The sequence below is a fragment of the Blautia stercoris genome (genome assembly GCF_054657695.1).
In genome coordinates this window covers 102,969-125,488 of sequence record NZ_BAAHYF010000001.1, presented here as the reverse complement: position 1 = coordinate 125,488, position 22,520 = coordinate 102,969, and the positions used below count along the sequence as shown (strand labels likewise).

The window sequence follows — 22,520 nt, the reverse complement described above, 5'->3', positions numbered from 1 at the left end:
AGATCTGCAGGTGTTTACCAACTTAAAATGAATGAATTATTCTTCTGTTTCTGACTCTACTTCTTTGAATTCTTCAACAGCTTCTTCTGTTTCTGCTTCTTCTGTTTCTTCTGCATCTTCAAATTCAGCTGCTTCTTTTTTGGCTGCTCTTTCTTCATTTACATTTTTGGCTGCTTCATAGATATCTTCTGCATTTTCCTGAACCATTGTTACGACTTTCATAACGCAGTCTTTTGCTCTTAAAACAAGAGCAGTGCCCTGTGTATATACGTTCTTTGCGTCATCGCTTGATAATGCTTTGATTCCTGCTGTTCCAAATGCTACACCTGCTGCAAAAATTCCGGTTTTTTTCCAGTCAATATTTTTCAAACAATTTAACATCCTGTATTCCTCCTGCTATTTCGTATTTTTTTGTTTAAATGACATTATACAACACCTTTTTTTACTTTTCCAGCATTTTCCTTGTTATTGAGAATTTTTATCACTTTTCTTTAAAATCACAGGCGTTCTATGTAAACTTTATACTTTTGACACTTACATCATATGATGATTTTTTTTACACGCTGACCTTTTTTTGCATAGCCACAAGCTTCTAAACCAGCCTCCATCACCTTTTTCCACTTTTTTGAAGTCAGCTTGCAGACACTGTTATCTTCCAGTTCAACCATACAGCTTCCTTGTTGGGGATGTCTCTTTGTCTGGTTTTCAATTTTATACATATTTTTTCTGCTTATGACACCCATTTCTTCAAGTTTATTTACCATACGATATACGGTAGCCACTCCTATCTCAGGGTCTTTCTGCATGGCACGGTAATAAATTTCTTTGCAACATGAACAGTCTCCTTCAAGGATAATATCCAGCACCAGCTCTCTTTGTCTGGTCATTCGTCCGCCCTTTGCCTTAAATTTACTCACAATTCTATCTTTCTGCATTTGGGTATACTGATACAAAATAAAATTTTCTGGTTCTTCTATCTGTGTCTTACCAGACATTCCTATCCCTCCTGCCTGTTCAAACTTCTTTCATTGTTAGTGTATACTAACAACTATTAGTAGTCAAGAACTTTTTTATAAAAAAAACGCCGTTTTTCTGTTTTTCTCCAGAAAAAAGACGTTTTCTATTCTTTCTTATCTTTTTTTAACTAATTACTTATTAAAAATTCTATTCTTACTTTTTATAACAATACATATTTCAGTACAAACAAGACTGCAAGTACATACATCAGCGGTTTTACTTTCTTTGCTTTTCCGCAAACTGCATTTAATACCACGTAAGAAATAATGCCAATAGAAATTCCCTCTGAAATACTGTAGAATAGTGGCATCGCAATAATACACAGATAAGCAGGAACTGCCTCCGTCATATTATCATCTGTAAATTTGATATCGGTAATTGCACCAAACATTAAGAATCCTACCATAATCAGTGCCGGAGCAGTTGCAAAAGATGGAATTGCTGTAAAAATTGGTGCAAACAGCATGGAAATCAGGAATAAAAATCCTGTTACCACTGCTGTCAAACCCGTTCTTCCACCTGCTGCAACACCTGCCGAAGATTCTACGAACGTAGTCGTAGTAGAAGTTCCAAGAACTGCACCTGCCGCTGTTGCAATTGCATCAGACATCAGTGCCGGTTTGATTCCAGGCAGTTTCCCATTTTTATCCAACATACCAGCTTTTGTGCTGACACCGATTAAAGTTCCCAATGTATCAAATAAGTCAACAAACAGGAAAGAAAATATTACGATAATAAAGTTTACAATTCCTACCTTATCAAAATTTACGTTAAAGCACTGCCCAAAAGTTTCACCCAGTTTTGAAAAATCTGTCATTGCAAAACTTGGGAATAAGGTATAATATCCAAGTTCTGCATTCGGAACATAGATTCCAACGACCTGACAAATCATTCCAAGAATCCAGGTAGATAAAATTCCAACTAAGATTGCACCTTTTACATTTTTGATATAAAGCACAACTGTAATAAACAGACCAACTACTGCAAGAATTGAGCAGATTCCGGCAGAGTGGAAGTTTTCTTTAAAATTTGTAATTGTTACAAGTGTAGACTGGTTTAATACAACCAGCTTTGCGTTCTGAAGTCCGATAAATGCAATAAAAATACCGATACCAACAGAAACACCTTTCTTTAAATTTAATGGGATTGCATCAAAAATCGCTTCTCGTACATTGGTAAGGGAAAGTACAATAAAAATAAGTCCCTCTACAAATACTGCAAGCAGTGCAACCTGCCATTCGTAACCCATTACACCGACTACGGTATATGCCATATAAGCATTTAAGCCCATTCCGGCAGACAGCGCAAATGGAAGATTTGCATACAATGCCATACAGATTGTTCCAATAAAAGAAGCAAGACATGTTGCAAGAAGGACTGCTGTTGCATCCATTCCAGCAGCACTCAATACACTTGGGTTAACTGCAAGGATATACGCCATTGTCATAAAGGTTGTAATACCTGCAATTACCTCTGTTTTGACTGTGGTATTGTGTTCTTTGAGTTTAAATTTTTTTTCTAACATAATTGTTTGCTTTTTTAAGCACGCTCTCCTTTCTTTTGGTTTAATTTTCTTTTCCCACTTCTTAATAATACAGGGAAATCCGTCTCTGCGTCAATATAAAACAGATAATTCAAGCTTAATTTCTGTTATTGTAACATCTTTAATAATTCCGGCGCATATTTTGAAACTACTAGCCAAAAGGAAGCAATCATCGCCACTGCCGAACCCAACCAGAATAACAACGTATTGACTATTCCATCTGCCGTACATAGTCTCAGGCACCAGCCATTTCCCCACGGATAAAGCAGACGCACTTTTCGTTTATTAAGTAAATCAATCAGAATATGGGAAAGCATTGCAATTGCAAAATAGAGTTCCACTTCCGGATACATAAATGCCACAATTCCGCTAAAAATCAACAGACCTAAAATAGAATGCATAAAAGATCGGTGTGGCTGATTCTTTCCAAATGTACACACGATAAGCATCACCGCAAAGCCTATGATAAATCGAAACAAACTGCTTTCTCTGTTAAAATTCTTAAGAATTCCCAAGTGAAAAATACATTCCAGTATTACCACAACTACAAATGCCAGACAGGAAACTGCAGTAATTTTATTAAGCGCTTCCCTTGAGTCTGACGTACTGACATCCACATCACTGATTACAGAACCAACAACTGCCGCTCCGATGCATAAAACCCAGTCTCTTAAATGGGGCGGTTGTGTCACGCATAATGCCGCAGCAGTTCCCACCGCCAAATGTGTTTTTCCTGTCATCTCTTTTCCTTTCTCCTTTCCTAAAATCTGTAATCTTGAAGTTTTTCTTATTCTTCCGAGACTACCTGAATCACAGCCGTTTTATTATACTCTACCACACAAAAGCTGGCAAGCAATTCCGCCTAAATTTCGCTGTTTTTCTTGCATTTATGCCCTTCTGGACTTATAATAAAACCATATTACAATGGATAATCCAAAGGGGGATTTTACAATGAATCATGAACTTTATGAAGAAGCAATTCATTCCGATGTCTTATCTGAGAAACTTATCAGTCAACTCTTAGAAAGCATGGAATACAGCAGTATTTCTTTTATTAACTGGAGCATTGAGGTGCTCAAATTAATTCGTGTTCGTATTGAACGCGGCGATAAAATCAAAGATGAAGTCAGTGGAGAAATCTATACGAAAAAAAGCTTTCACGCTTTTGTAAAAAAACATTTTTCTTCCTATATTGAAAGCCAGGTATTTGCAGACCCGGCTAAAGCGGAAAAAATTTATTTTTCACTCGAACCATGTAAAGACGGTGAATACAATCTGGTTATGGCAGAATCTTCCAAAAAGAAAGTCTATGAATGGATTTCCTCTTTAAATGAACGCTTTTCACTGGTAGAAATGATTTCAACCGGAATCGTTTATATAAAGGACATTCGTTCTAACACTTATCAGCCTTTTATTTCTAAAAACGGAAAATACTGCCATTATAATAAAGAAACCGGACATATTGTTGAAGTTTAAAACCCAAAAATCCTCAAGCAGACACTATCTGCTCGAGGATTTTTTTCTTACCTTTCATTCTTATTTCTTCTCTTCTATCGCCTCAAGACCTCCGGTTACAGAATCCATAATAAATCCGGTAATTTTAATTCCTGCCGGCATCAAAGGATGATGTTTTAACGCATATACGGTATCTTTTACGGACTGTTCTACGCTTTCAAATCCACCTAACCATTTTTCCAAATCTGTTCCGGTACTCTTAATTACATTAATGTGTTCCTGTGAAACTCCTCTTTCTACGAGTTCCTCTAACATGTGATGTCCATCCATTCCCTGTACACCACAATCTGTATGACCGATTACCATAATTTCTTCCACACCGAGTTCCAAAATTCCAACTAACAGACTTCTCATCACACTTCCGTAAGGATGCGTAATTACCCCGCCGGCATTTTTGATAATCTTAGCATCTCCATTTTTAATGCCAAGTGCCGCTGGCAATAATTCGGTTAATCTGGTATCCATACAGGTTAAAATCGCCAGTTTCTTATCCGGGTATTTACTTGTCAAATAAGGCTCATACGCTTTTTTCTCCACAAACTCCTTGTTGTACTTTAAAATATCTTCTATCATACGCACACACCGTTCCTTTCTTTTCAGGTTTTTCCTGTAAGAGTCTGTCTTTATTATAAACTTTTTTTCACCCTGCCACAAGTAAAATTTAGGAGAATCCGCCAACTCTGCAAATCCCCCTTTTTTCCTCAAACCAGATATTTTCTTAAAATCTTCTTCATTTATTTTAATGTTCTTCCAGCCAGCGTCTTGCACAGTGTGCCAGACAGCCTGCACCAATCGGGCAGACCTCTTCATTAAACTGCACCTTTGGATGATGAGCAGGATAGTCGCCTCTCTCATCAAGATAACCAGCTGACAAATATAAAAATGAACTTGGAACCTTTTCCGCAATGACTGCAAAATCTTCCGATGCACTTGAAGAAACATCCGGATGTGGAATCAGATTCGGAATCTCTAATTCTTTCATATATCCCACTACTTCTTTTGTAAGTTCAGAATCACAAATCAAAGGCGGTACTTCTGAAATCATCTCAATTGTCGCACTTCCTCTGTAAACTTCTGCGGTTTTCTCCACCACTTCTTTCATTCTTCTTACTAAAAGTTCTCTTGCTTCTTTTTCATTTGTCCGGATTGTTCCCTGCAACACAGCAGTATCGGGAATAATATTTGCTGCTGTTCCTGCCTCAAATTGTCCAATCGTCAATACACAGGAATGACTTGGATTACACTCTCTCGCAATCAATTCCTGCAAAGCCAGATGGATATGCACTCCAATATTAATCGGGTCTACTCCAACCTGAGGATATGCTCCATGAGAGCCCTTTCCCTGAATTGTAATTTTAAATCCATCTACGGAATACATCATTGTATTCTTGTCATTATACATATAGAGTCCGACCGGAAATCTGCCTGGCGATACATGATAAGCAAGTGCTGCATCTACCTTCGGTTCTTCTAAAATTCCATGTTCCAGCATATTTTTACTTCCCTGAAACGTTTCTTCCGCAGGCTGAAACATCAGCTTGACTGTTCCTTTTAACTCTGCTTCCTCTTCTTTTAAGATTTTTGCTGCACTTAAAAGCATCGCTGCATGAAAATCATGCCCACAGGCATGGGCTGCCCCTGTTTTACTCGAAAATGGCTCTCCACTTTCTTCTTTCATCGGAAGCGCATCCATATCTGCTCGAAGCAGAATAACTTTTCCTCCGTTTCCGATTGTAGCAGTTACGCCCTCTCCACATTCTACAGGCTCAATTCCATACTCTTTTAATTTTTTCATCACAAATGCTTTTGTCTCTGGCAGATGCAGACCTGTTTCTGCATTTTCATGAAGAAACCGACGGTTTGCAATCGTTTCTTCCTTTAATTCCAGGGCACGTTCATATTCATTCATAGTCATCTCTCCTGGTTTTCCTAAAACTTTTCTTTTTTATTTTTCTACAAATTTTTCTTTTAACTTGGTCATTTTTTCAGAATAAACCTGTTCACGTTTTTTCTGAGCAACTTCATTCATAACCTTTACTTTCACTTCTTCAAATGGTGCTTCACATGCTTCGTTTTTCTTTTCTACTTTAATTAAATGATAACCAAACTGAGTTTTTACCGGTCCTACTACTTCTCCGATATTTGCTGCAAATGCTGCATCTTCAAATTCTTTTACCATTTGACCTTTTCCAAACTGACCAAGGTCTCCGCCTCTCTGAGAAGATGGACAGCTTGAAAATTCTTTTGCTGCATCCTCGAATGTTTTTTCTCCATTCTGAATAAATGTCAGAATTTCTTTACATTTCTCTTCAGAATCTGTCAGAATATGTTTTGCACTTACAGTTGCACCTTTCTGATAATTGTGTTTATTTGCTTCGTAGTATGCTTTTGCTTCTTCTTCGGTCACATTTACTTCTTTCATGATATTGCGAAGTACCATCTGTGCTAAGATATCCTGTTTTGCTTTTTCAATCTGTGTCAAAAATTCTTCAGATTCATCTAATTTTTCTTCTTTTCCTTCTTCTGCCAGTACATACAGCGCAATTATCTGTTCTTTGCAGTAGTCACGAAACTGTGGCTGTGTTGCATAAACCTGCTGTTCTCTTGGCAGAGTCTGAATGTAATGTGTTACTTCCTCTTCTGTGATTTTGTGTCCTGCTACAACTGCAATTACGTTTTCTTCCATTTTAAAGTATCTCCTTTTTGTGATAAAAAATTCCGGACAGTACCTGTAAATACTGTCCGGGACCAAATTACTGTTTTATTATATGAAATTTTCAGCTCTTTGTAAAGATTATTTGTATCGTTTTATTTATTGGAGGATTTTTCATTTAAGATTATTTGTCTAAGCTTCTTCGTATTAATCGTTTTTTACGTTAAAGGCTTTGATACCCGGATAAATAGCTGCATTTCCCAGTTCTTCTTCAATACGAAGTAACTGGTTGTATTTTGCAACTCGCTCTGTTCTGCTTGGTGCTCCGGTCTTAATCTGGCAGGTATTTAATGCAACCGCTAAATCTGAAATTGTAGTATCTTCTGTTTCACCAGAACGATGAGAAGAAATTGCAGTATAACCAGCTTTATGAGCCATCTTAATTGCTTCTAATGTCTCAGAAACAGAACCAATCTGGTTTAACTTAATCAGAATAGAATTTCCGCATCCAAGTTCAATTCCTTTTGAAAGACGTTCTGTATTTGTAACAAATAAGTCATCACCAACCAGCTGTACTTTGTCTCCAAGTTCTGCCGTCAGTTTCTTCCAGCCTTCCCAGTCCTCTTCATCTAAAGCATCTTCAATTGAGATAATCGGATATTTCTCTACAAGGTTTTTCCAGTGTGCAATCAGTTCTTCAGAAGTAAATACCGTACCGGCTTTTGGAAGTTTGTATTCGCCTTTCTTTCCGGTTTTCCATTCAGAAGATGCTGCATCCATTGCAATTTTGAAGTCTTTTCCTGGTTCATAACCTGCTTTTTTAACTGCCTCTAAAATAGTTTCGATTGCTTCTTCATCAGATTTTAATGCAGGAGCAAATCCACCTTCATCACCAACAGATGTCGCAAGTCCTCTTTCTTTTAAAATAGAAGCAAGTGCGTGGAACACTTCTGCACACCATCTTAAACATTCTTTAAAGGACGGAGCACCAACCGGCATAATCATAAATTCCTGTACATCCAGTCCGGAAGATAATGCATGGCATCCACCGTTAATAATATTCATCATTGGTACCGGCAGACGATTTCCGGAAATTCCGCCAAGGAAACGATACAGAGGAATATCCAGTGCATTTGCAGCTGCTCTTGCACTTGCGATTGATACAGCAAGAATTGCATTTGCACCTAACTTGGATTTGTCTTTTGTTCCGTCTGCTGCAATCATAGCTCCATCTACAGCATAGATGTCAGAAGCATCCAGTCCATGTAAGGTCTCATTAATTGTTGTATTAATATTTTCAACTGCCTTTTCGACACCTTTTCCAAGGTATCTTTCTTTTACATTATCTCTAAGCTCCAGTGCTTCAAATTCTCCGGTGGAAGCTCCACTTGGAGCCATTCCTCTTCCAATCGTTCCATCCTTTAAGATAACTTCTGCCTCTACGGTCGGATTTCCTCTGGAGTCCAAAATTTCTCTTCCAATTACCTTCTCAATTGTTAAATGACTCATTGCCATGTCTCCTCTCTGTTTGTTTTCCTCTCATTTTACAACTCCTTTACCGGAAGCTTGGTATCTTCCGGTGAAGAAAGACTCAGGTAATCTTCCTTCAAAGGAGTTCTAAAATGATTCAGTCACGCGAAGTTAGTTTTAACTAACTATTTGTATTATACAAAAAGAAGAATAAAAATGCAATCCCCTGAAAGTGATAGTTTTTATCAGTAAATTTCTGATTCTCTTCTTTTAACAGTCATTGAACTTTTACAAAGCCATCTTATCGAATAATGAAATTCAATGGCTGTTCTTCTAAAGAAACTTCTACTACCTTTTTTACTCCTGCGTTTTCCCCGTCTGTATGAATCGGAACAGCCTCTTCCATTGTCAGTACTGCCTTTTTACATCTTTCAATATGTACCATTTTTTTAAATATCACATGCTTTCCGAAAAATGCCGTTGGCAGTACACATAGAATCATTAACTTTGGAAGTTTTTCTACCAGACAAATATCCAAAAAATCATCACAGGGTTCTGCCTCTGGACAAAACAAGAATCCACCACCCTCATAACGAGTATTCATAAATACAGAAAATAAAATTCCTCTCTGATATTCCTTTCTATTCTGATTATCTAACACCAGTTCTGCCTTTGTATAGGGATATTTCATCAACAATTTTAATGCCGTAAATAAGTAGGTTAATTTCCCAAAATGCAAAAAGTTTAACATGTTTTTGATTTTCGACTGAATCGAATGATGGCAGACTGCTGCATCAAATCCTGCTCCGCTGCTGATTATAAACCTTCTTTTTTCTCCCTCTTCTTCCTCATTATCTTTAGTTACAATTTTTCCAATTCTTACCGCTTTTTTCTCTTTTGGATGAAGAATAAAGGCTAAAGCTTCAAGTGGCTCTTTTGAAAGTCCAAGTCCCCTTGCAAGGTCATTTCCTGAACCGGTTGGAATATAACCAAAACTTAAAAATGGAGATAAGATTAATCCATTTACCACTTCATTTACTGTACCATCCCCTCCGATTGCAACAATGGTACATGGATTAGTTTCCGAAACCTGCAAAGACGCCTCTCTTGCAAGACGCTTTGCATCACCTGTTTTCTTTGTAGCAGCAATTTTATAGTTAATCTCTTCTTTCTCTAACTGTTCCTTTATCTCTCTCCAAAGCGTTTTATGTTTTCCTGAACTTGAAGAAGGATTTATGATAAAATAGTAAAACATGGTATTATTCCTTTTCCTTTGTTTTTTCTTTTAACTTTAATCAGAATTGAGAGATTTTTCAATAGAAAGTTTATGTAAAAGTTTATGGATTTGGAAAATTAAATTTGGGTAAAATAAAAAGAGAGCGGAACAAAAAGAATCTCATCTTTTCATTTCCGCTCTTCTTTATTTTTCTTATTCTACTTCTTCCGGTTCCATGCTTCGCAGATGTTCTTTGATTTCTCCGATATCATATTTCTGACTATATTCGGTTAAATAAGAATAATACTCCGTATTATCTGCCGGATAAATCTTTGAATTGTGAATATGGATATCAGAAGTATCTTCTCCACTCTTCATCAGTGCTACCATAGCACTTGCGCAGTGAGATGCGATACGTCCGAAGCTATTTAAAATATCATTAAATACGGTTCCTTCTTCCAGACCACATTCACCCTTGCTTAAACGTTCTGCATGGTGCATTTTCAATTCGTCACATGACCTTGTGATAATCACACCAAGTGGTGCAACTCTCTGTGCCAGCTCTCTGTCATCATTTACAAACGCATTGCTTGTAATATTAATCACTTCACGAACCGCTTCCATAACCACATTTAATTCATCCCAGGCTGTTTCTGAAAACTCTGTATGATTTTCATGCATTTCATTTGACATATATCCAATATAAGAAGCATGATCACCAATTCGCTCAAGGTCATTAATCATGTGAAGATATAAAGAAACCTGCTTCGTCTGTGCCGTGTTCATCTCTCTTTTTGTCAACTGAACAAGATATTCACCCAGACGACTCTCGTATTTATCAATCAAGTTTTCTTTTCTCTGTACTTTATTGAATTTATCCTGCTCATAGTCATTAAGCAGATTCATTGCACGGTTTACATTTTTGCGCACTTTTTTCGACATTCCGTTCATGACACGATGACACTGTGCAATGGCAAGCGCCGGATAATTAAGCAAACGTTCTTCCAGTAAATCAAAATCTTCTTCATCTTCCAGTTCTTCCGCACTGTCTTTTACCAGCCAGCATACTAATTTTTCAACTTTGGAAATAAACGGAAACAGTACAATTACGGTTGCTACACGGAATACAGTATTTAACAGCGCAATGGCTACCGGTGTCATAATCATATCCATAAATGTAAAATGCACAATCGCATTTACGGTATAAAAAACAATGGACCACAAAATCAGACCAAACAAGTCATTAATCAGATAAACAAGTGCCGTTCTTTTTCCGTTTTTATTTGCTCCGATTGCAGAGATTAAAACCGGACATGCAGCACCAACACCAATTCCAAGTACGATTGGAAATGCACTTGCAAAGGTTAAGATTCCTGTTACGGATAATGCCTGCAATACACCAACGGTTGCCGATGCACTTTGAAGCACTGCGGTAAATAAAATACCAACTAAAATACCTGCAATTGGATTTGAAAACATCGTAAGCATGTCTACAAAAACCGGATTTTCACGAAGTGGTGAAACCGCTCCACTCATCATCTGCATACCTGTCATCAAAATTGCAAAACCAAGCATGATATTTCCGATATTTTTATGTACCGTCCTTTTACAAACCATGCGCAGAATTGTACCAATGACTGCTACAACTGCTGAAATTGTTGCTGTAGATAAGACTTTTGCAATTCCACTTGAACCTTCAATATAGGAAAGACATAAAATCCAGCCCGTAATACTTGTTCCGATATTCGCTCCCATGATGATACCGATTGCCTGTCTCAGTTTCATCATACCGGAGTTTACAAAACCGATTACCATTACTGTCGTTGCTGAAGATGACTGAATAACACTGGTAACACCTGTTCCAAGTGCAACTCCCTTAAGTGGAGTATTGGTCATCTTGTACAGAAAAGCTTCTAACTTGTTTCCTGCAACCATTTTCAGACCGTCTCCCATTAAGGACATACCAAACAAAAACAGGGAAACTCCGCAAAGCAGCGACAAAACCATTGAAAATATTTCCATACTTTTCTCCTCTTTTATCCGTTTTTTCTACCTATATCTTAATATAAGGATATGATTTCTGTCAAAAACAAACGAATTTAACATTTTCTTAACCTATTCTTTTCTTGTTTTTAACATTTTCTTTTTTATTATGCCACATCACCTCAATGATTACAATCTCTGGATTGTCGAAAAAACAAAAAAATTTTTACAGGTTCTCCATTATTTTCTACAAATTTTAATTTTTTAAACATTTCCTATTGACTAACACACAAATGGATGCTCTATTTATAGAAATTATACCGATTTTCACTTAAATAAAAAAATCCTGTACGATACAGCTCTTCAAAGCATATTTCATACAGGATTTTCTTTATTTAGATAAATTCAAGAGATTTACTTTTCCATTTTCTGTTTTACATCGGATGCAATCGAAACCGCAGCATTACCATAAGGAATCCAGGTTGCCTGAAATGCATGATACAAATCTGATTTTCCTGGCCATACCGTCCCAATCACTTCATTTTTCTCATTCAACTGATGAAACCAGGAACCGTTTTCATGGTCTAATACCTTTTCATCCAGATATTTCATAAATTTACTATAATCCTCTGCATATCTCCGGTTGTTTGTAATCTGCCACAGTACTGAGGAAGTATTAATTGCCTCTGCCAAAGTCCAGTGCATCCTGTCATGAATCACCGGATTTCCTTCCCAGTCAGTAGTATAGACAAGTCCCTCTGCGCCATCGACATTCCAGGCATCTTTTATCGCACGATTATATAAAGCCTTGGCAGCTTCTACATATTTTCCTGTCAAAATACTTGAACTTTCTGTCCTATAAGTAGAAAGTGCCCACTGGCTGATTAATCTCGCCCACTCAATTCCATGTCCCGGAGTCGCACCATAAGGTTTAAACTGGTCTGCCGGCTGTTCTTTATTACACTCCAAATCTTCTTTCCAGTCTTTTGTAAAATGTTCCGGTATTCTAAAGGAATTTTCAGAAAACCATTTTATCACATGTTCGATAATCCCTCCTGCCCTCTGACGGTATTTCTCATCCGAGAGTGCATCAGCTACAGCCAAAAATGCTTCTACTGTATGCATATTTGCATTTAATCCACGATAATCATCCAAAACCGTAAATTCCGTATTCCAGGTATCTACGCAAAGTTTCTCTTTTTCATCCCAGAAGCGCAAATCAAATAATTCCAAAGCTTCTTTTAAAAGTTCCTCTGCTCCATCAATCTTTGCAAGCATGGCAGACGATGCAGACAACATTACAAATGCATGGGCATAGCACTGTTTATTTGGCAAAATTTCACCATCGGCGCGAAGTCCGCTGTACCAGCCCCCATGTTCGGTATCCTTTAACGCTCCTTTTAAGCCTTTTAATGCGCTTTCAGCTAATGCCTTGCTCCCTTTATCACCAAGCATCGTTCCAATGCTGTATACGTGCAGCATACGGCTTGTAATCCATGTCTCACGATTTCTGTCTTTCCATGGAGTTCCATCATCTCCGAGATAGTAAGAGCTGCCATCTGGCGCTGGAAACTGTCGCCCAAACTCCAGGAGATTCTTTCTTATCTCTTCTAAAAACTCCTTATTTTCTTTCGTACCTATCTGATATTTTCTATTCTCACCTTCCATTTACAAAACCCTCCCTTTTTTCATGTACTCTCGGAATTTTTATGCCTGTTTTATCATGCAGTATTGTTTTAAATGAAAGCCTTTTTTTTGCACGACTCCATATAATTGAAAGCCAAATTTTTCATACATCGCCACATTTGCCGGATTATGTGTCTCAAGTGAAATCATTAATTTATTTTTATATGCATAATCAATCACTTCATCCATCAGCTTTTCTGCCAGTCCATGATGCTGAGCTTTCGGTGCAACCGCAAGATAAATCACATGAAGCCGCTGATTGCTATGAAGCTGGGAAGTCCAGCTTGAATTCAAATAATCCTTTCCCTGAATAAATTTCCAAAGTGTTGCAAGACTCGGGTCTTCCTTAATTAAATAGCTGTCTGTCTTTAAGACCGCAAAAAAATCCACTAAAAGATTATGTAACGCTGCATCATGTTCCGTTCCATCCGAGACAACAAGAATGCTGTTTAATTCGCTGCTGTCTGCATAGATTTCACAGGTTTCAAAAAATTCTGTCAAATCACAGCTAAACAGTTCCGGCATCAGTCTTTCTCTCGTCTCCTTATCTGGAATCAATGCCTGATACAGCGGATCTTCTGCAAAACACACTGTTAAAAGACAAATCAGTTTTTCTAAATCTTCTTCTTTGTTCACTCGATATAAATTTGAGCTTTCCATATTTTCCTCCAGGTCATTTTAATTTTTCTCAAACAGTACAACTGTTTCTTGAAGCATCTCCGAAAATTTTGTAACCGCACGAATCAAATACTCAATATCATCCTTGTAATATGCGCATTGACGCTCCCATACTTCCTCTAATTGCCTCTGCTCCAGTTCAAGACTGTCTTTATCTATTTCTTTATTTTTCAGCCTTTCGACCAATTCATATAGATTTTCATGGTGCAGAATCCTTCCTTTGCCCCACATCAAACGTTCCGACTCTTGCTTCATAATATATTCTGTAAAATGATAAAACACTTCTTTTTCAAATTCAAATGCATAGCAGTTATTATCAATACTGTAAAATGCATCCAATGTTTCCTCAATATTTCCGGCATTTAATGCAGTCTTCGCTTTTTTTAATGCATGCAGATTATTCTGTACTGCCTGCTGTGGAAAAATTACTCCATCATCCCAGTCTAACCGCACAAAATAATCTTGCGCTTTCTTAAAAATAGCAAGCAGTTTTTTTGTTATTGCATCTGCCCTTTTCCAGTCTCCATCTGCCCCAAAATTCTGATTCCAGCTTTGTATCTTTTCATAGAGACAAATTGCAGTTTCTCTTGCTTTTTTTGTCTGCTCCAAAAACACGCTTCCCTCTGCACCTGTTTGTTTACACACATTCAAATCCAGACTGTCCATACTTGCAGTTAAAACAGTTGCGAAATTAAGCGGCGGTAACGCCAAAGCATCAACCGCCATCAAAAGCTTAAGATAAAACTCATGATGAAACTGATAAATCTCTTCCTCATACACGTCCTGATTATCATACTGTGAATGATAATAATTTTCCATAAATGGTCCGCCGCTGAAATCATTTACAAAAGACGGGATTCCTGAAATTGCCATTGTAAAATCATCCGACCAGGTTTCTATCGGATATAACGTTGTCATTCCATCTGGATAAATCCCTTTTGGCATCGCATCTTTATCCACAAACTTTTGAATAAAATCAACATACTCATAAGTACAGCGTATCGCATCTTTCGTACTGTGAGCATGTGCCGGAAGTTCAAAATTAAAATCCGCAATGACGTTTCCCGGCCAATCCGCTCTTGCCTCAAAAACCTGACGGTAAGCCCCTGTAGACCAGTCATATTTTGTGTCAGAAATCCCCCACTCCTCTGCTGCAAGCGCACAGACCACAATGGTATGATTTGGCTGATAACCACCTTGAATCAATGCCTTTGCAATTCCGATTATCATTGCAACTGCTGCATTATCGTCCTGAAATCCTTCAAAATAAGAATCATAATGTGCACTTAAAAGAATCATGGAATCTGAACGTCTTCCTGGAATCTTTCCAACAATATTATAAGTGTACTGGTCTTTCTCTACTTTTGTCTCAGCATCCAATTCCACCAAAAGATAGGGCACACTGTTTTCTTTTTTATTCTCATTTTTACTCTCTTGCATCAATTCCCAAATTTCTAAAAAATCTGCTCTTGACATAGAAAAAGCGGGAGCTGATGCCGGTCCTGCAATATCCTGTGCATTCAAAGCCGTATCATCAATCTGAGCATATCCGCGGCTTTGCACGGCAATTAAAGCTTTTGCCCCTTTTAAATGTGCCTGATAAACCGGATAATTAATCCACCACTCCTCTCTTTGATTAATTTCAATTAAGACCAATTTTCCTTTTACATCTATATTCTCATAATCTTTGGCTGTTCCTTTTTTCAGATAAACCAGGTCAAATCTTTCAAATCCATCTGTCTTAAAATCAGTCTGATATGCCCCCAATTGAATTTCTTTTTTCTCGCCTGTCTTAGTCTGATAGCGCATCACTGCCTTTTTAAATTCCCAGGCATCGACTGTAATCTTGTCTTTATGTACGTCGACAAGACCTGCTTTTTTCATTTCTTCAACGAGCATATCCCCCGTTTTTCGTTCTGCCAAAGAACCTGCTGTACGATAGCCCAAGATAAGATTCGTTTTTTCTTTTTCCATTCGTCTTGCAAGCTGATAAGACTCTTCTACCTTTAAGCAGGAAAGACAATTTTTTAAAGCCTCTTGAAAACTTGAGTTCTCCATTTTTCTCATCTTCTTTCTACGTTTTTTGTCTCTTCCAATCATTTCTTTTTCTATTATACGCTTACCAGTACTCTTGTCAATTTATTGCGAACCCAAAAACACCTTATCTCTAAATTAAAAAATGACAAAAACTCTGTCTTTTTTTAACCAAATCAAGGAAGTCCCCTGCTTCAATTGCAAAAAGCAATAAGCAGGTGTGGGGACTTGCTTGTATCAGGAGGGGCAAGCCCCTTCTGATAAGCTGCGTAGCAGCTATTTGGTTATGAGCAAGTAGCGAAAGCGGATTGCGAATATCCGCTTGACTACACACAGTCTTTGCCATTTTTAAACCAAAGTATTTTTTTCATATTTTTTTCTATAATTTTTCGGAGAAATTTCCATATGCTTTTTAAAACAATTTGAAAAATAAATTTCCGAACCAAATCCAACCAGCCTTGAAATTTTCCGAATATCATAATCTGTCCGTAATAAATACTGCTTTGCATACTCCAAGCGAATTTCTACTAAAACCTCAAGTGGTGTTTTTCCAAAAGTTTCTTTCATCGCTTTTGCAAGATAATTCCGGTGCAAATGAAACTGCTGCTCCAGAATCTGATTTGTAATCGGATGTTCCAGATTATTTTCCAGATAAATCTGAATCTGTTCTGCCAGCAGTGTCAGTCTGTCTTTATGCATCCCTGCATTTTCAATTGTCTTTAAAAATCTTAAAAATAATTCTTCTGTTTTCCAGATATCATGTTCCCCTGCCGTACTGTCCAGTATATTCTGAAACAATTCAAACAGCAATTCCGGCTCCTTAATAGTCGAATATTTTTGCAGATGCAGAGTATACGAACACTGATGATAATGTTGTCCTGATATCGGAAGCTTTGATACAAAACGGCTCGCCTTTGGTCCTTGTTTCCACTGCGCTGTTGTGTAAAAATGCAACCAGTAAAAACCTGTATCTTCCTGACAGGGTTTCCAGGAATAATGGTGTCTGTCCGGCAATAAAATAAACATTTCATTTTCTTTGACTTCGTACTGTTTCTCTCCTTCCGCAAGAAACAGAGTGCCTTTTTTTACGGCAATTAAATCAAAAAAGCCTAAATTTTTTCGTTCTACATGGCTTTGCCCCTTTCTCATAATTTTATAATTTCCTTCTATAAAATCAGGAAAAGGCGGAATGGAAATGGAAATCATATCACCGGACATCTATTTTTAAACCCTTTCTTTTTTCAGCGTAATCTTTTGCAAACCTTTTTCATTTGCAAGCTCTATTATATCACCATCTGAAATAAAATAAAATCCCCTGCTATATGGTGCAAAACTTGTGATTTTATATTCTGTATCCGTTTCTTCAAAACTTCCATTGATAACCAAAATGGAAGTTCCTTTTTTTATAATGAAAGCTTTATCTCCAAAGTTCTCCAGATAAGCAACCAGCTCCTCTCCCATATCCCAGTCAGGAGTCTGGCTGTCATTATCAAACAACTTTGCAAAAATTCCTCCATCTCTATAAAAAGTAGACTGACCAAAGCGGTCTCTTGAAAGATCCGGTCGATTTATATGTGGTCCTGCAACTGCATAAGTAGATGCTGCCATTCCTTTTGCTAATGGAGAAGTCGCTGTCGAATGAGTATCATAACAATAAAGGATTCCTGCCGTTGCTCGATAACTTGCCTCTAAATATCTCGTATCTTTTAATTTATCAAATACTTTATAAGCAGAAGCAGCCGTAACTCCTCCCCATAAAGAATGAATCATATAGGTCAAAGCCTCCCACCAGCGGTCTGGATTTTGAGCCCTAAAGTCATTGGAATAGCCAATATTGGCAAGTAAAAGCGCTCCATATTGTTTTGCACTTTCGATTCGCCCACTTTCACACAACGCACCGGCTGTTGGTCCAAAACCAGCATTGTCAAAAAAATGTTCTGTGATGGCTGCTTTATAAGTCTTTGCCTCCTCATCTATTTTATCCATCACGCTTTCCCAGATTGCTTTGATTTTATTATATTGCTCCATTCTGCCTTTTTTCTTTAATTTATCCAGCAAACGTTCAAAATATAAAAAATAAACACCTAACATCTGAGATTCTTCTTTTCCTCGTTCCTCTTGGTGAAGTTCTGGATTTACCCTCAATTCAAATACTTCCGTTGCCCATTCCAAGTAGGTATCTGCGGTATTGAGCACCAGTGTTTCATCCTCAAATTCCGATAACAGGTAAAACAAATGTGCAATATATTCAAAGTCCATACAACGATAAAAATCTCCGTATAGCTTTCTCGGTTTTCTAAAATCACCGTCGATAAACCATTTTGGACGTACATAATTAACTGCACATTTTTCTACTTTCTGAACCTGACTGGCATCTAATTTTCCAAGCAGATTTTTTTGTAAAACTAAATTTGCTTTTCCAAGAGATTCTCCCTGATTAGAAATCGGCTCAAATGCAAATGGCGGATTTATTGTCTCATCATGATACAATTTATCACAGATATATTCCACACGTTCTTCAATAACAGTTTCGATTTTGTCCATTACGTTAAGTACAACAAAATCTTCGGTATCGTTATCAAATCGAAGCACTATTTTATGTTCGCCCATTGCAGACGGTTTAAAAATCAGCTGATACTGTTCTTTATTTTCTTTATCCTGACAGATTTCTACAACTGTTTTCTTTCTTTCATCCTGCACTTTATAAAAAGCATCCGCCGAAACCATAGAAATACCTTCCGGAGTTTCTACAGATATCCTTGACACTTCCCCGATAATATTAAGCGGTGTATATTCTACCTTTGGATGTCTCCATTTGAGTCCTTCTTTATAAAAATCTTCTTCCCCTTGATTTGCGCTCATGACATACTGCCAGTTTTTCTTTTCTCCTGCTTCTAAGTTAAAACCATCTTTTTCATAAATCCAGTCATGATTCTTAAAACCTTCTGGATAACCGCCAGCCAGATATAATTTATGAAATAACATTCCATCCAAAGACGGAGAAACATCTTCAAAGAACAAATTTAAATAATCACAGTAAGTTCCTACTGATTTTGTCTGTCCTTTTATTTGATAAAACCCAAGACTTTCTCCGCTTCCATCTCTTCGCACCATGCTTAATTTAGTATAATCCTTAGAAATAAACGGAAACACTGCCGCTGAATTATGAATGTTTTTCAGCACATTTTTATCCCGAAACATCACATAAGCAAACGAAGTCCAAATACCAAATTCCTTAATATTCATTCTTTTTTGACTCTTATTTTCCAGCTCAATGCTCCAAAAGAGTGCTTCCTCAGCTTTTCCTAAATCATAAAACTGTTTTACTTTAAGAGTCTCAAATTCATAGACAACTTCAATCCCTTTCTCTGTTTCTTTTAAAACCGGAACACTCATCTGACTTCCAAACTTCTCTTTATCTGCTATAAGTTCAAAAAAACCAAATAATTTATCTGCGTCTTTATAATTTTTTTCCTGTAAATAACTGTCCTCAATCATCCAGTTCATCTGATATGGGTCATCTTTCATGGTCAGATTTGATACATACCCCTTTTTGTTTACTTCCATACGGAATTTCTTATTTTCTATCATCATATAATATTTCACACCTTTCCTAAGTTTAAATTTATCATCCTATTACGCTTATTGCTATAGAAAATTTCAATCAAAACTTAAGAAATTTCACACTCACGAATCATTAGAGTAAATTTAACATTTTTTCATATACTTCTTCGTTCTTCTCAATTATTAATGTCAATCGTTCTTTCGCCTGATTTAACTGATGAAAAAGACTTCTTACTTCCTGTTTTCCTTCTTCTTTACAGACATTCGTTCTAAGATATCCTTTTTCGTCATAATAATAAGCATCATCCAACACCATGACAAGCTGTTCTGTTTCTTTATTCTCTTTTATCTGTCCTTTATTTTTTTGATATTCATAGCCCTGTCGTATATAATCCTTTAGCAAATTTTCTGTTTCTTTTTTCTCATTTGCATAGACCACATCCACATGAGGATAATTTCTTGTTCCCTTTTTATCCGGCAGATGCAGGATATTTTGAATAAAAGAAGATAATTCTGCATTGGTACGAATCCGGTTGGTCAGATGAAAGCTCTGAATCTGTGGTAGATTTTCAATCCTCTCCATGACACTTCGGTCCATTTCATCCGGAGAAATCATATCTTCTGAATCACTGGAAAAAATTACTGGTTGATGTTCACTTAACTCTAATAAAATTTCTAATTTTTCTAATGTCAGAAGATGTGCTTCATCGACTAAAATTCCACTATAATTTTTTAACTGTAATTCATGATTTAACTGCTTATCTGAAAGAAAATCAATCCGCTGTAACCTCTCATGTAATAATTTCCATTTTTCTTCAGACTCTCCACAATGAACCATACAGACCCTCTGTTTTTTCGCTGAAAGTTTCATTGCAATATCATAAAGTAATAACGTCTTTCCTGTACCTGGAAGTCCTGTAAAAATAAAATATCCCGATTTTTCTGCCCGAACCCGTTTCAATATCTGTCGTTCAATATCTCTTTGCTGTGAAGTTAAAAAATATTCTTTTTCCAAAAAACGGACTGGCTCTGTCAAAGGAGAAATCAAATATAATTCCGCCTGAAATAAATCTTCAATCTCGCCCTCATAATCTGCACTATTCTTTTGCAGGGCACTGCATAACTGTTCCCAGTCTGCATCCACGATATGGTCATGATTCGTCAGCTTTACCAGCCGTTTCTGACTGCTGATGTAGGTATAAGATAAAATAGATTTTCCAAACACAGACAGATAATACTTATTTTGAAGAAGCTGTTTTTTGATTGCATCTTCTGATACACCCCCGCTTTTTAATTCAATATTTACAATCTGTTCTTCTTTTATCTGAAGAAGGTCAAACTCCTTACCCAGCTTTGGTATCTGAAAAGAATAAAAAAAACGCAACGCAGACACATCTGACATTTGCAATTCCAACTGTTTTACCAGTTCTTTCATACTGTCTAATTCCCACTCACGCATTTTTAAAAAATATTTTCTGCCAGATAAATGACGTTCTAATTTTTGCAGACACTCTATCTTTTGATTTCGGGTAAGCGTATAAATTGATATTGATTTCATTTTTACTACTCCTGAAAAATTTTTCAATCTTCCCTATTTTAAACTTAATTTGATTAAAACCAGGACTGAATACCACTATTCTATCCTACTTTCCTTTCCCTGTCGAGTCAGCTTGTTAAGCAGGTACTCGCAATTGAAGCAGGGGACTTCCTTGATTTGGTTAAACTAAAAAACAGCCAGAACAACTTCTTTTTGTCCTGACTGTTTTTCTAACAATTATAATTTTGCCATTTTAAACTTCTCTCAATGTATGAAGCAATCACTCTGCCCACGTTCCATTTACGAAAATATCTGTTTTGCTTCCATCTTCACGAATTCCTACAATATGCAGGTCATCGGAGCCTATCATAAAATCCATGTGAATCATAGAATCGTTGATGCCTTTTTCATGAATTTCTTCCTCTGTCATGTCCATAAATCCTTCGATGACTTCTGAAAATCCACGTCCGGCTGCAACATGACAGCAGGCATTTTCATCAAATAAGGTATTATAAAACATCAAACCAGACTGATTAATCGGAGATTCTTTTGGAACAAGTGCGACTTCTCCAAGCATAGAAGCTCCTTCATCCATCGCAAACATTTTTTTCAGAACTTCCTCTCCCTCTTCTGCATGACATTCCACAACTCTTCCGTCTTTAAAATCAACGGTAAAATGATTAATGACCTGTCCAGAACGGCTGAGTGGTTTTGTGGAAACCAGACGTCCCTCACATTTTCCTTTCATTGGACTGGTAAATACTTCTTCTGTCGGCATATTTGGAACAAAGAATGTCTGATTGATATGATTGACGTCGCCTGCACTTCCCCATTTTGCACCAGGAATCAGCTCTACTGTAAAATCCGTTCCGTTACTACTGGTATAATGAAGAGATTTAAAGTTCTGCTCATTCAACCAGTTCGCTTTCTTTGTCATACGCTCATTATGTGCCTGCCAGATTTTCTCTGCATCTTCCCCATCTTTTAAATAAACGCAGTCAAAAATTGCATTCCATAACTTGTCAACTGCTACGTCTTCTGGTTCATTCGGAAATACTTTTTTCGCCCATTTTTCAGAAGCTGCTGCAACAATCAGCCATTGATGTTTTCCGTCAATCTGGTCACGATATTTTTTTAAGACTTTCTGACGCATCTGATTTACAGTTGAAATTAAATCCGGTGAAATACCGGATAATTCATCTGGGTCTGAAGAATCAATAAAAATACGAACCGGCAGAGTTTCTGTCATCTGTTTTGCACGTTCTTCCTCCCATACTGCAACCTCTCCAAGTACATCCGATGTTGCATACTGATAATGCAGTTTATTCACTTCACCACAGGACCAGAACAACTCCACATAACTTGCACCAGCCTTATAACACTCTTCTGTAACCATTTTTACAAGCGGAATCTGGTCTACTTCAGCCTGCAGACGAACCCGCTGACCTTTCTGTACATTTGCTCCAATTTTTACAATCAGCTTGGCATACTCTCTTAATTTGTTTTCATTCATTGTAAACAATCTCCCGTCATTTAAATTCTTATACTTTGTGATTTATTTCAGACATCTTATTTTTGTCTTTTATCACTGTTAATTAAGAGTATACCTGCTTTTTATTAGCTT

18 protein-coding genes are annotated in these 22,520 nt (G+C 37.1%); 1 reads left to right on the top strand and 17 read right to left on the bottom strand.

The window, feature by feature from the left end; genetic code table 11:
* Nucleotides 1-36 precede the first annotated feature (36 nt).
* The 4 genes from ACYQ2D_RS00710 to ACYQ2D_RS00695 all read right to left on the bottom strand — a co-directional run bounded on the left by ACYQ2D_RS00710 (nucleotide 37) and on the right by ACYQ2D_RS00695 (nucleotide 3,300).
* A complete protein-coding gene (locus ACYQ2D_RS00710) occupies nucleotides 37-381 on the bottom strand; it encodes a DUF6110 family protein (RefSeq protein WP_022304812.1) in 345 nt (114 codons plus the stop codon).
* 158 nt (nucleotides 382-539) lie between these two features.
* On the bottom strand, nucleotides 540-995 hold the full coding sequence (locus ACYQ2D_RS00705; RefSeq protein WP_243182684.1) for a Fur family transcriptional regulator: 456 nt from the start codon (nucleotides 993-995) through the stop codon (nucleotides 540-542).
* Nucleotides 996-1,177: 182 nt separating this feature from the next.
* Nucleotides 1,178-2,542 carry an NCS2 family permease gene (locus ACYQ2D_RS00700; protein WP_117455929.1) on the bottom strand — a complete coding sequence of 455 codons (1,365 nt, stop codon included), beginning with the start codon at nucleotides 2,540-2,542 and terminating at the stop codon, nucleotides 1,178-1,180.
* Between the two features lie 125 nt (nucleotides 2,543-2,667).
* Nucleotides 2,668-3,300: a metal-dependent hydrolase gene (locus ACYQ2D_RS00695; protein WP_022304809.1), complete on the bottom strand. Its 633-nt coding sequence runs from the start codon at nucleotides 3,298-3,300 to the stop codon at nucleotides 2,668-2,670.
* 211 nt (nucleotides 3,301-3,511) lie between these two features.
* Between ACYQ2D_RS00695 and ACYQ2D_RS00690 the strand changes: the two genes are divergently transcribed.
* On the top strand, nucleotides 3,512-4,036 hold the full coding sequence (locus tag ACYQ2D_RS00690) for a hypothetical protein (RefSeq protein ID WP_117455931.1): 525 nt from the start codon (nucleotides 3,512-3,514) through the stop codon (nucleotides 4,034-4,036).
* 60 nt (nucleotides 4,037-4,096) lie between these two features.
* Here ACYQ2D_RS00690 and ACYQ2D_RS00685 read toward each other — a convergent pair whose 3' ends face one another.
* From ACYQ2D_RS00685 to ACYQ2D_RS00625, 13 genes are all read right to left on the bottom strand, one after another.
* Nucleotides 4,097-4,648, bottom strand: coding sequence for a beta-class carbonic anhydrase (locus ACYQ2D_RS00685; protein WP_459784353.1), 552 nt, complete (start codon nucleotides 4,646-4,648; stop codon nucleotides 4,097-4,099).
* 166 nt (nucleotides 4,649-4,814) lie between these two features.
* On the bottom strand, nucleotides 4,815-5,984 hold the full coding sequence (locus ACYQ2D_RS00680; protein WP_459784352.1) for a M20 family metallopeptidase: 1,170 nt from the start codon (nucleotides 5,982-5,984) through the stop codon (nucleotides 4,815-4,817).
* Between the two features lie 36 nt (nucleotides 5,985-6,020).
* Nucleotides 6,021-6,761, bottom strand: coding sequence for a peptidylprolyl isomerase (locus tag ACYQ2D_RS00675; RefSeq protein WP_187558452.1), 741 nt, complete (start codon nucleotides 6,759-6,761; stop codon nucleotides 6,021-6,023).
* Between the two features lie 174 nt (nucleotides 6,762-6,935).
* Nucleotides 6,936-8,237, bottom strand: a complete 1,302-nt coding sequence (gene eno / locus ACYQ2D_RS00670) for a phosphopyruvate hydratase (protein ID WP_117455939.1) — start codon at nucleotides 8,235-8,237, stop codon at nucleotides 6,936-6,938.
* Between the two features lie 262 nt (nucleotides 8,238-8,499).
* Nucleotides 8,500-9,453, bottom strand: coding sequence for a diacylglycerol/lipid kinase family protein (locus tag ACYQ2D_RS00665; protein ID WP_022304803.1), 954 nt, complete (start codon nucleotides 9,451-9,453; stop codon nucleotides 8,500-8,502).
* A 174-nt stretch (nucleotides 9,454-9,627) separates the two neighbouring features.
* A complete protein-coding gene (locus ACYQ2D_RS00660; protein WP_022303662.1) occupies nucleotides 9,628-11,436 on the bottom strand; it encodes a Na/Pi cotransporter family protein in 1,809 nt (602 codons plus the stop codon).
* A gap of 375 nt (nucleotides 11,437-11,811) precedes the next feature.
* Nucleotides 11,812-13,065 carry an AGE family epimerase/isomerase gene (locus tag ACYQ2D_RS00655; RefSeq protein ID WP_459784350.1) on the bottom strand — a complete coding sequence of 418 codons (1,254 nt, stop codon included), beginning with the start codon at nucleotides 13,063-13,065 and terminating at the stop codon, nucleotides 11,812-11,814.
* A gap of 39 nt (nucleotides 13,066-13,104) precedes the next feature.
* Nucleotides 13,105-13,743 carry a GNAT family N-acetyltransferase gene (locus tag ACYQ2D_RS00650; RefSeq protein ID WP_459784349.1) on the bottom strand — a complete coding sequence of 213 codons (639 nt, stop codon included), beginning with the start codon at nucleotides 13,741-13,743 and terminating at the stop codon, nucleotides 13,105-13,107.
* A gap of 18 nt (nucleotides 13,744-13,761) precedes the next feature.
* Entirely contained in the window at nucleotides 13,762-15,819 is a 2,058-nt protein-coding gene (locus ACYQ2D_RS00645; protein WP_459784348.1) for a M28 family peptidase, read from the bottom strand.
* A gap of 324 nt (nucleotides 15,820-16,143) precedes the next feature.
* Nucleotides 16,144-16,944 carry a helix-turn-helix domain-containing protein gene (locus ACYQ2D_RS00640; protein ID WP_459784346.1) on the bottom strand — a complete coding sequence of 267 codons (801 nt, stop codon included), beginning with the start codon at nucleotides 16,942-16,944 and terminating at the stop codon, nucleotides 16,144-16,146.
* A gap of 75 nt (nucleotides 16,945-17,019) precedes the next feature.
* Entirely contained in the window at nucleotides 17,020-19,389 is a 2,370-nt protein-coding gene (locus tag ACYQ2D_RS00635; protein WP_459784345.1) for a hypothetical protein, read from the bottom strand.
* A gap of 103 nt (nucleotides 19,390-19,492) precedes the next feature.
* Nucleotides 19,493-20,917: an ATP-binding protein gene (locus ACYQ2D_RS00630; RefSeq protein ID WP_459784344.1), complete on the bottom strand. Its 1,425-nt coding sequence runs from the start codon at nucleotides 20,915-20,917 to the stop codon at nucleotides 19,493-19,495.
* A 259-nt stretch (nucleotides 20,918-21,176) separates the two neighbouring features.
* On the bottom strand, nucleotides 21,177-22,409 hold the full coding sequence (locus ACYQ2D_RS00625; RefSeq protein WP_459784342.1) for an aminopeptidase: 1,233 nt from the start codon (nucleotides 22,407-22,409) through the stop codon (nucleotides 21,177-21,179).
* Nucleotides 22,410-22,520: the final 111 nt, after the last annotated feature.

Coding starts and splice junctions, on each gene's coding strand:
- eno (WP_117455939.1), bottom strand. CDS start 8,237: ATGAGTCATTTAACAATTGAGAAGGTAATTGGAAGAGAAATTTTGGAC.
- ACYQ2D_RS00695 (WP_022304809.1), bottom strand. CDS start 3,300: ATGACAGGAAAAACACATTTGGCGGTGGGAACTGCTGCGGCATTATGC.
- ACYQ2D_RS00680 (WP_459784352.1), bottom strand. CDS start 5,984: ATGAATGAATATGAACGTGCCCTGGAATTAAAGGAAGAAACGATTGCA.
- ACYQ2D_RS00665 (WP_022304803.1), bottom strand. CDS start 9,453: ATGTTTTACTATTTTATCATAAATCCTTCTTCAAGTTCAGGAAAACAT.
- ACYQ2D_RS00660 (WP_022303662.1), bottom strand. CDS start 11,436: ATGGAAATATTTTCAATGGTTTTGTCGCTGCTTTGCGGAGTTTCCCTG.
- ACYQ2D_RS00700 (WP_117455929.1), bottom strand. CDS start 2,542: ATGTTAGAAAAAAAATTTAAACTCAAAGAACACAATACCACAGTCAAA.
- ACYQ2D_RS00690 (WP_117455931.1), top strand. CDS start 3,512: ATGAATCATGAACTTTATGAAGAAGCAATTCATTCCGATGTCTTATCT.
- ACYQ2D_RS00635 (WP_459784345.1), bottom strand. CDS start 19,389: ATGATGATAGAAAATAAGAAATTCCGTATGGAAGTAAACAAAAAGGGG.
- ACYQ2D_RS00685 (WP_459784353.1), bottom strand. CDS start 4,648: ATGATAGAAGATATTTTAAAGTACAACAAGGAGTTTGTGGAGAAAAAA.
- ACYQ2D_RS00630 (WP_459784344.1), bottom strand. CDS start 20,917: ATGAAATCAATATCAATTTATACGCTTACCCGAAATCAAAAGATAGAG.
- ACYQ2D_RS00655 (WP_459784350.1), bottom strand. CDS start 13,065: ATGGAAGGTGAGAATAGAAAATATCAGATAGGTACGAAAGAAAATAAG.
- ACYQ2D_RS00705 (WP_243182684.1), bottom strand. CDS start 995: ATGTCTGGTAAGACACAGATAGAAGAACCAGAAAATTTTATTTTGTAT.
- ACYQ2D_RS00625 (WP_459784342.1), bottom strand. CDS start 22,409: ATGAATGAAAACAAATTAAGAGAGTATGCCAAGCTGATTGTAAAAATT.
- ACYQ2D_RS00640 (WP_459784346.1), bottom strand. CDS start 16,944: ATGAGAAAGGGGCAAAGCCATGTAGAACGAAAAAATTTAGGCTTTTTT.
- ACYQ2D_RS00710 (WP_022304812.1), bottom strand. CDS start 381: ATGTTAAATTGTTTGAAAAATATTGACTGGAAAAAAACCGGAATTTTT.
- ACYQ2D_RS00675 (WP_187558452.1), bottom strand. CDS start 6,761: ATGGAAGAAAACGTAATTGCAGTTGTAGCAGGACACAAAATCACAGAA.
- ACYQ2D_RS00650 (WP_459784349.1), bottom strand. CDS start 13,743: ATGGAAAGCTCAAATTTATATCGAGTGAACAAAGAAGAAGATTTAGAA.
- ACYQ2D_RS00645 (WP_459784348.1), bottom strand. CDS start 15,819: ATGGAGAACTCAAGTTTTCAAGAGGCTTTAAAAAATTGTCTTTCCTGC.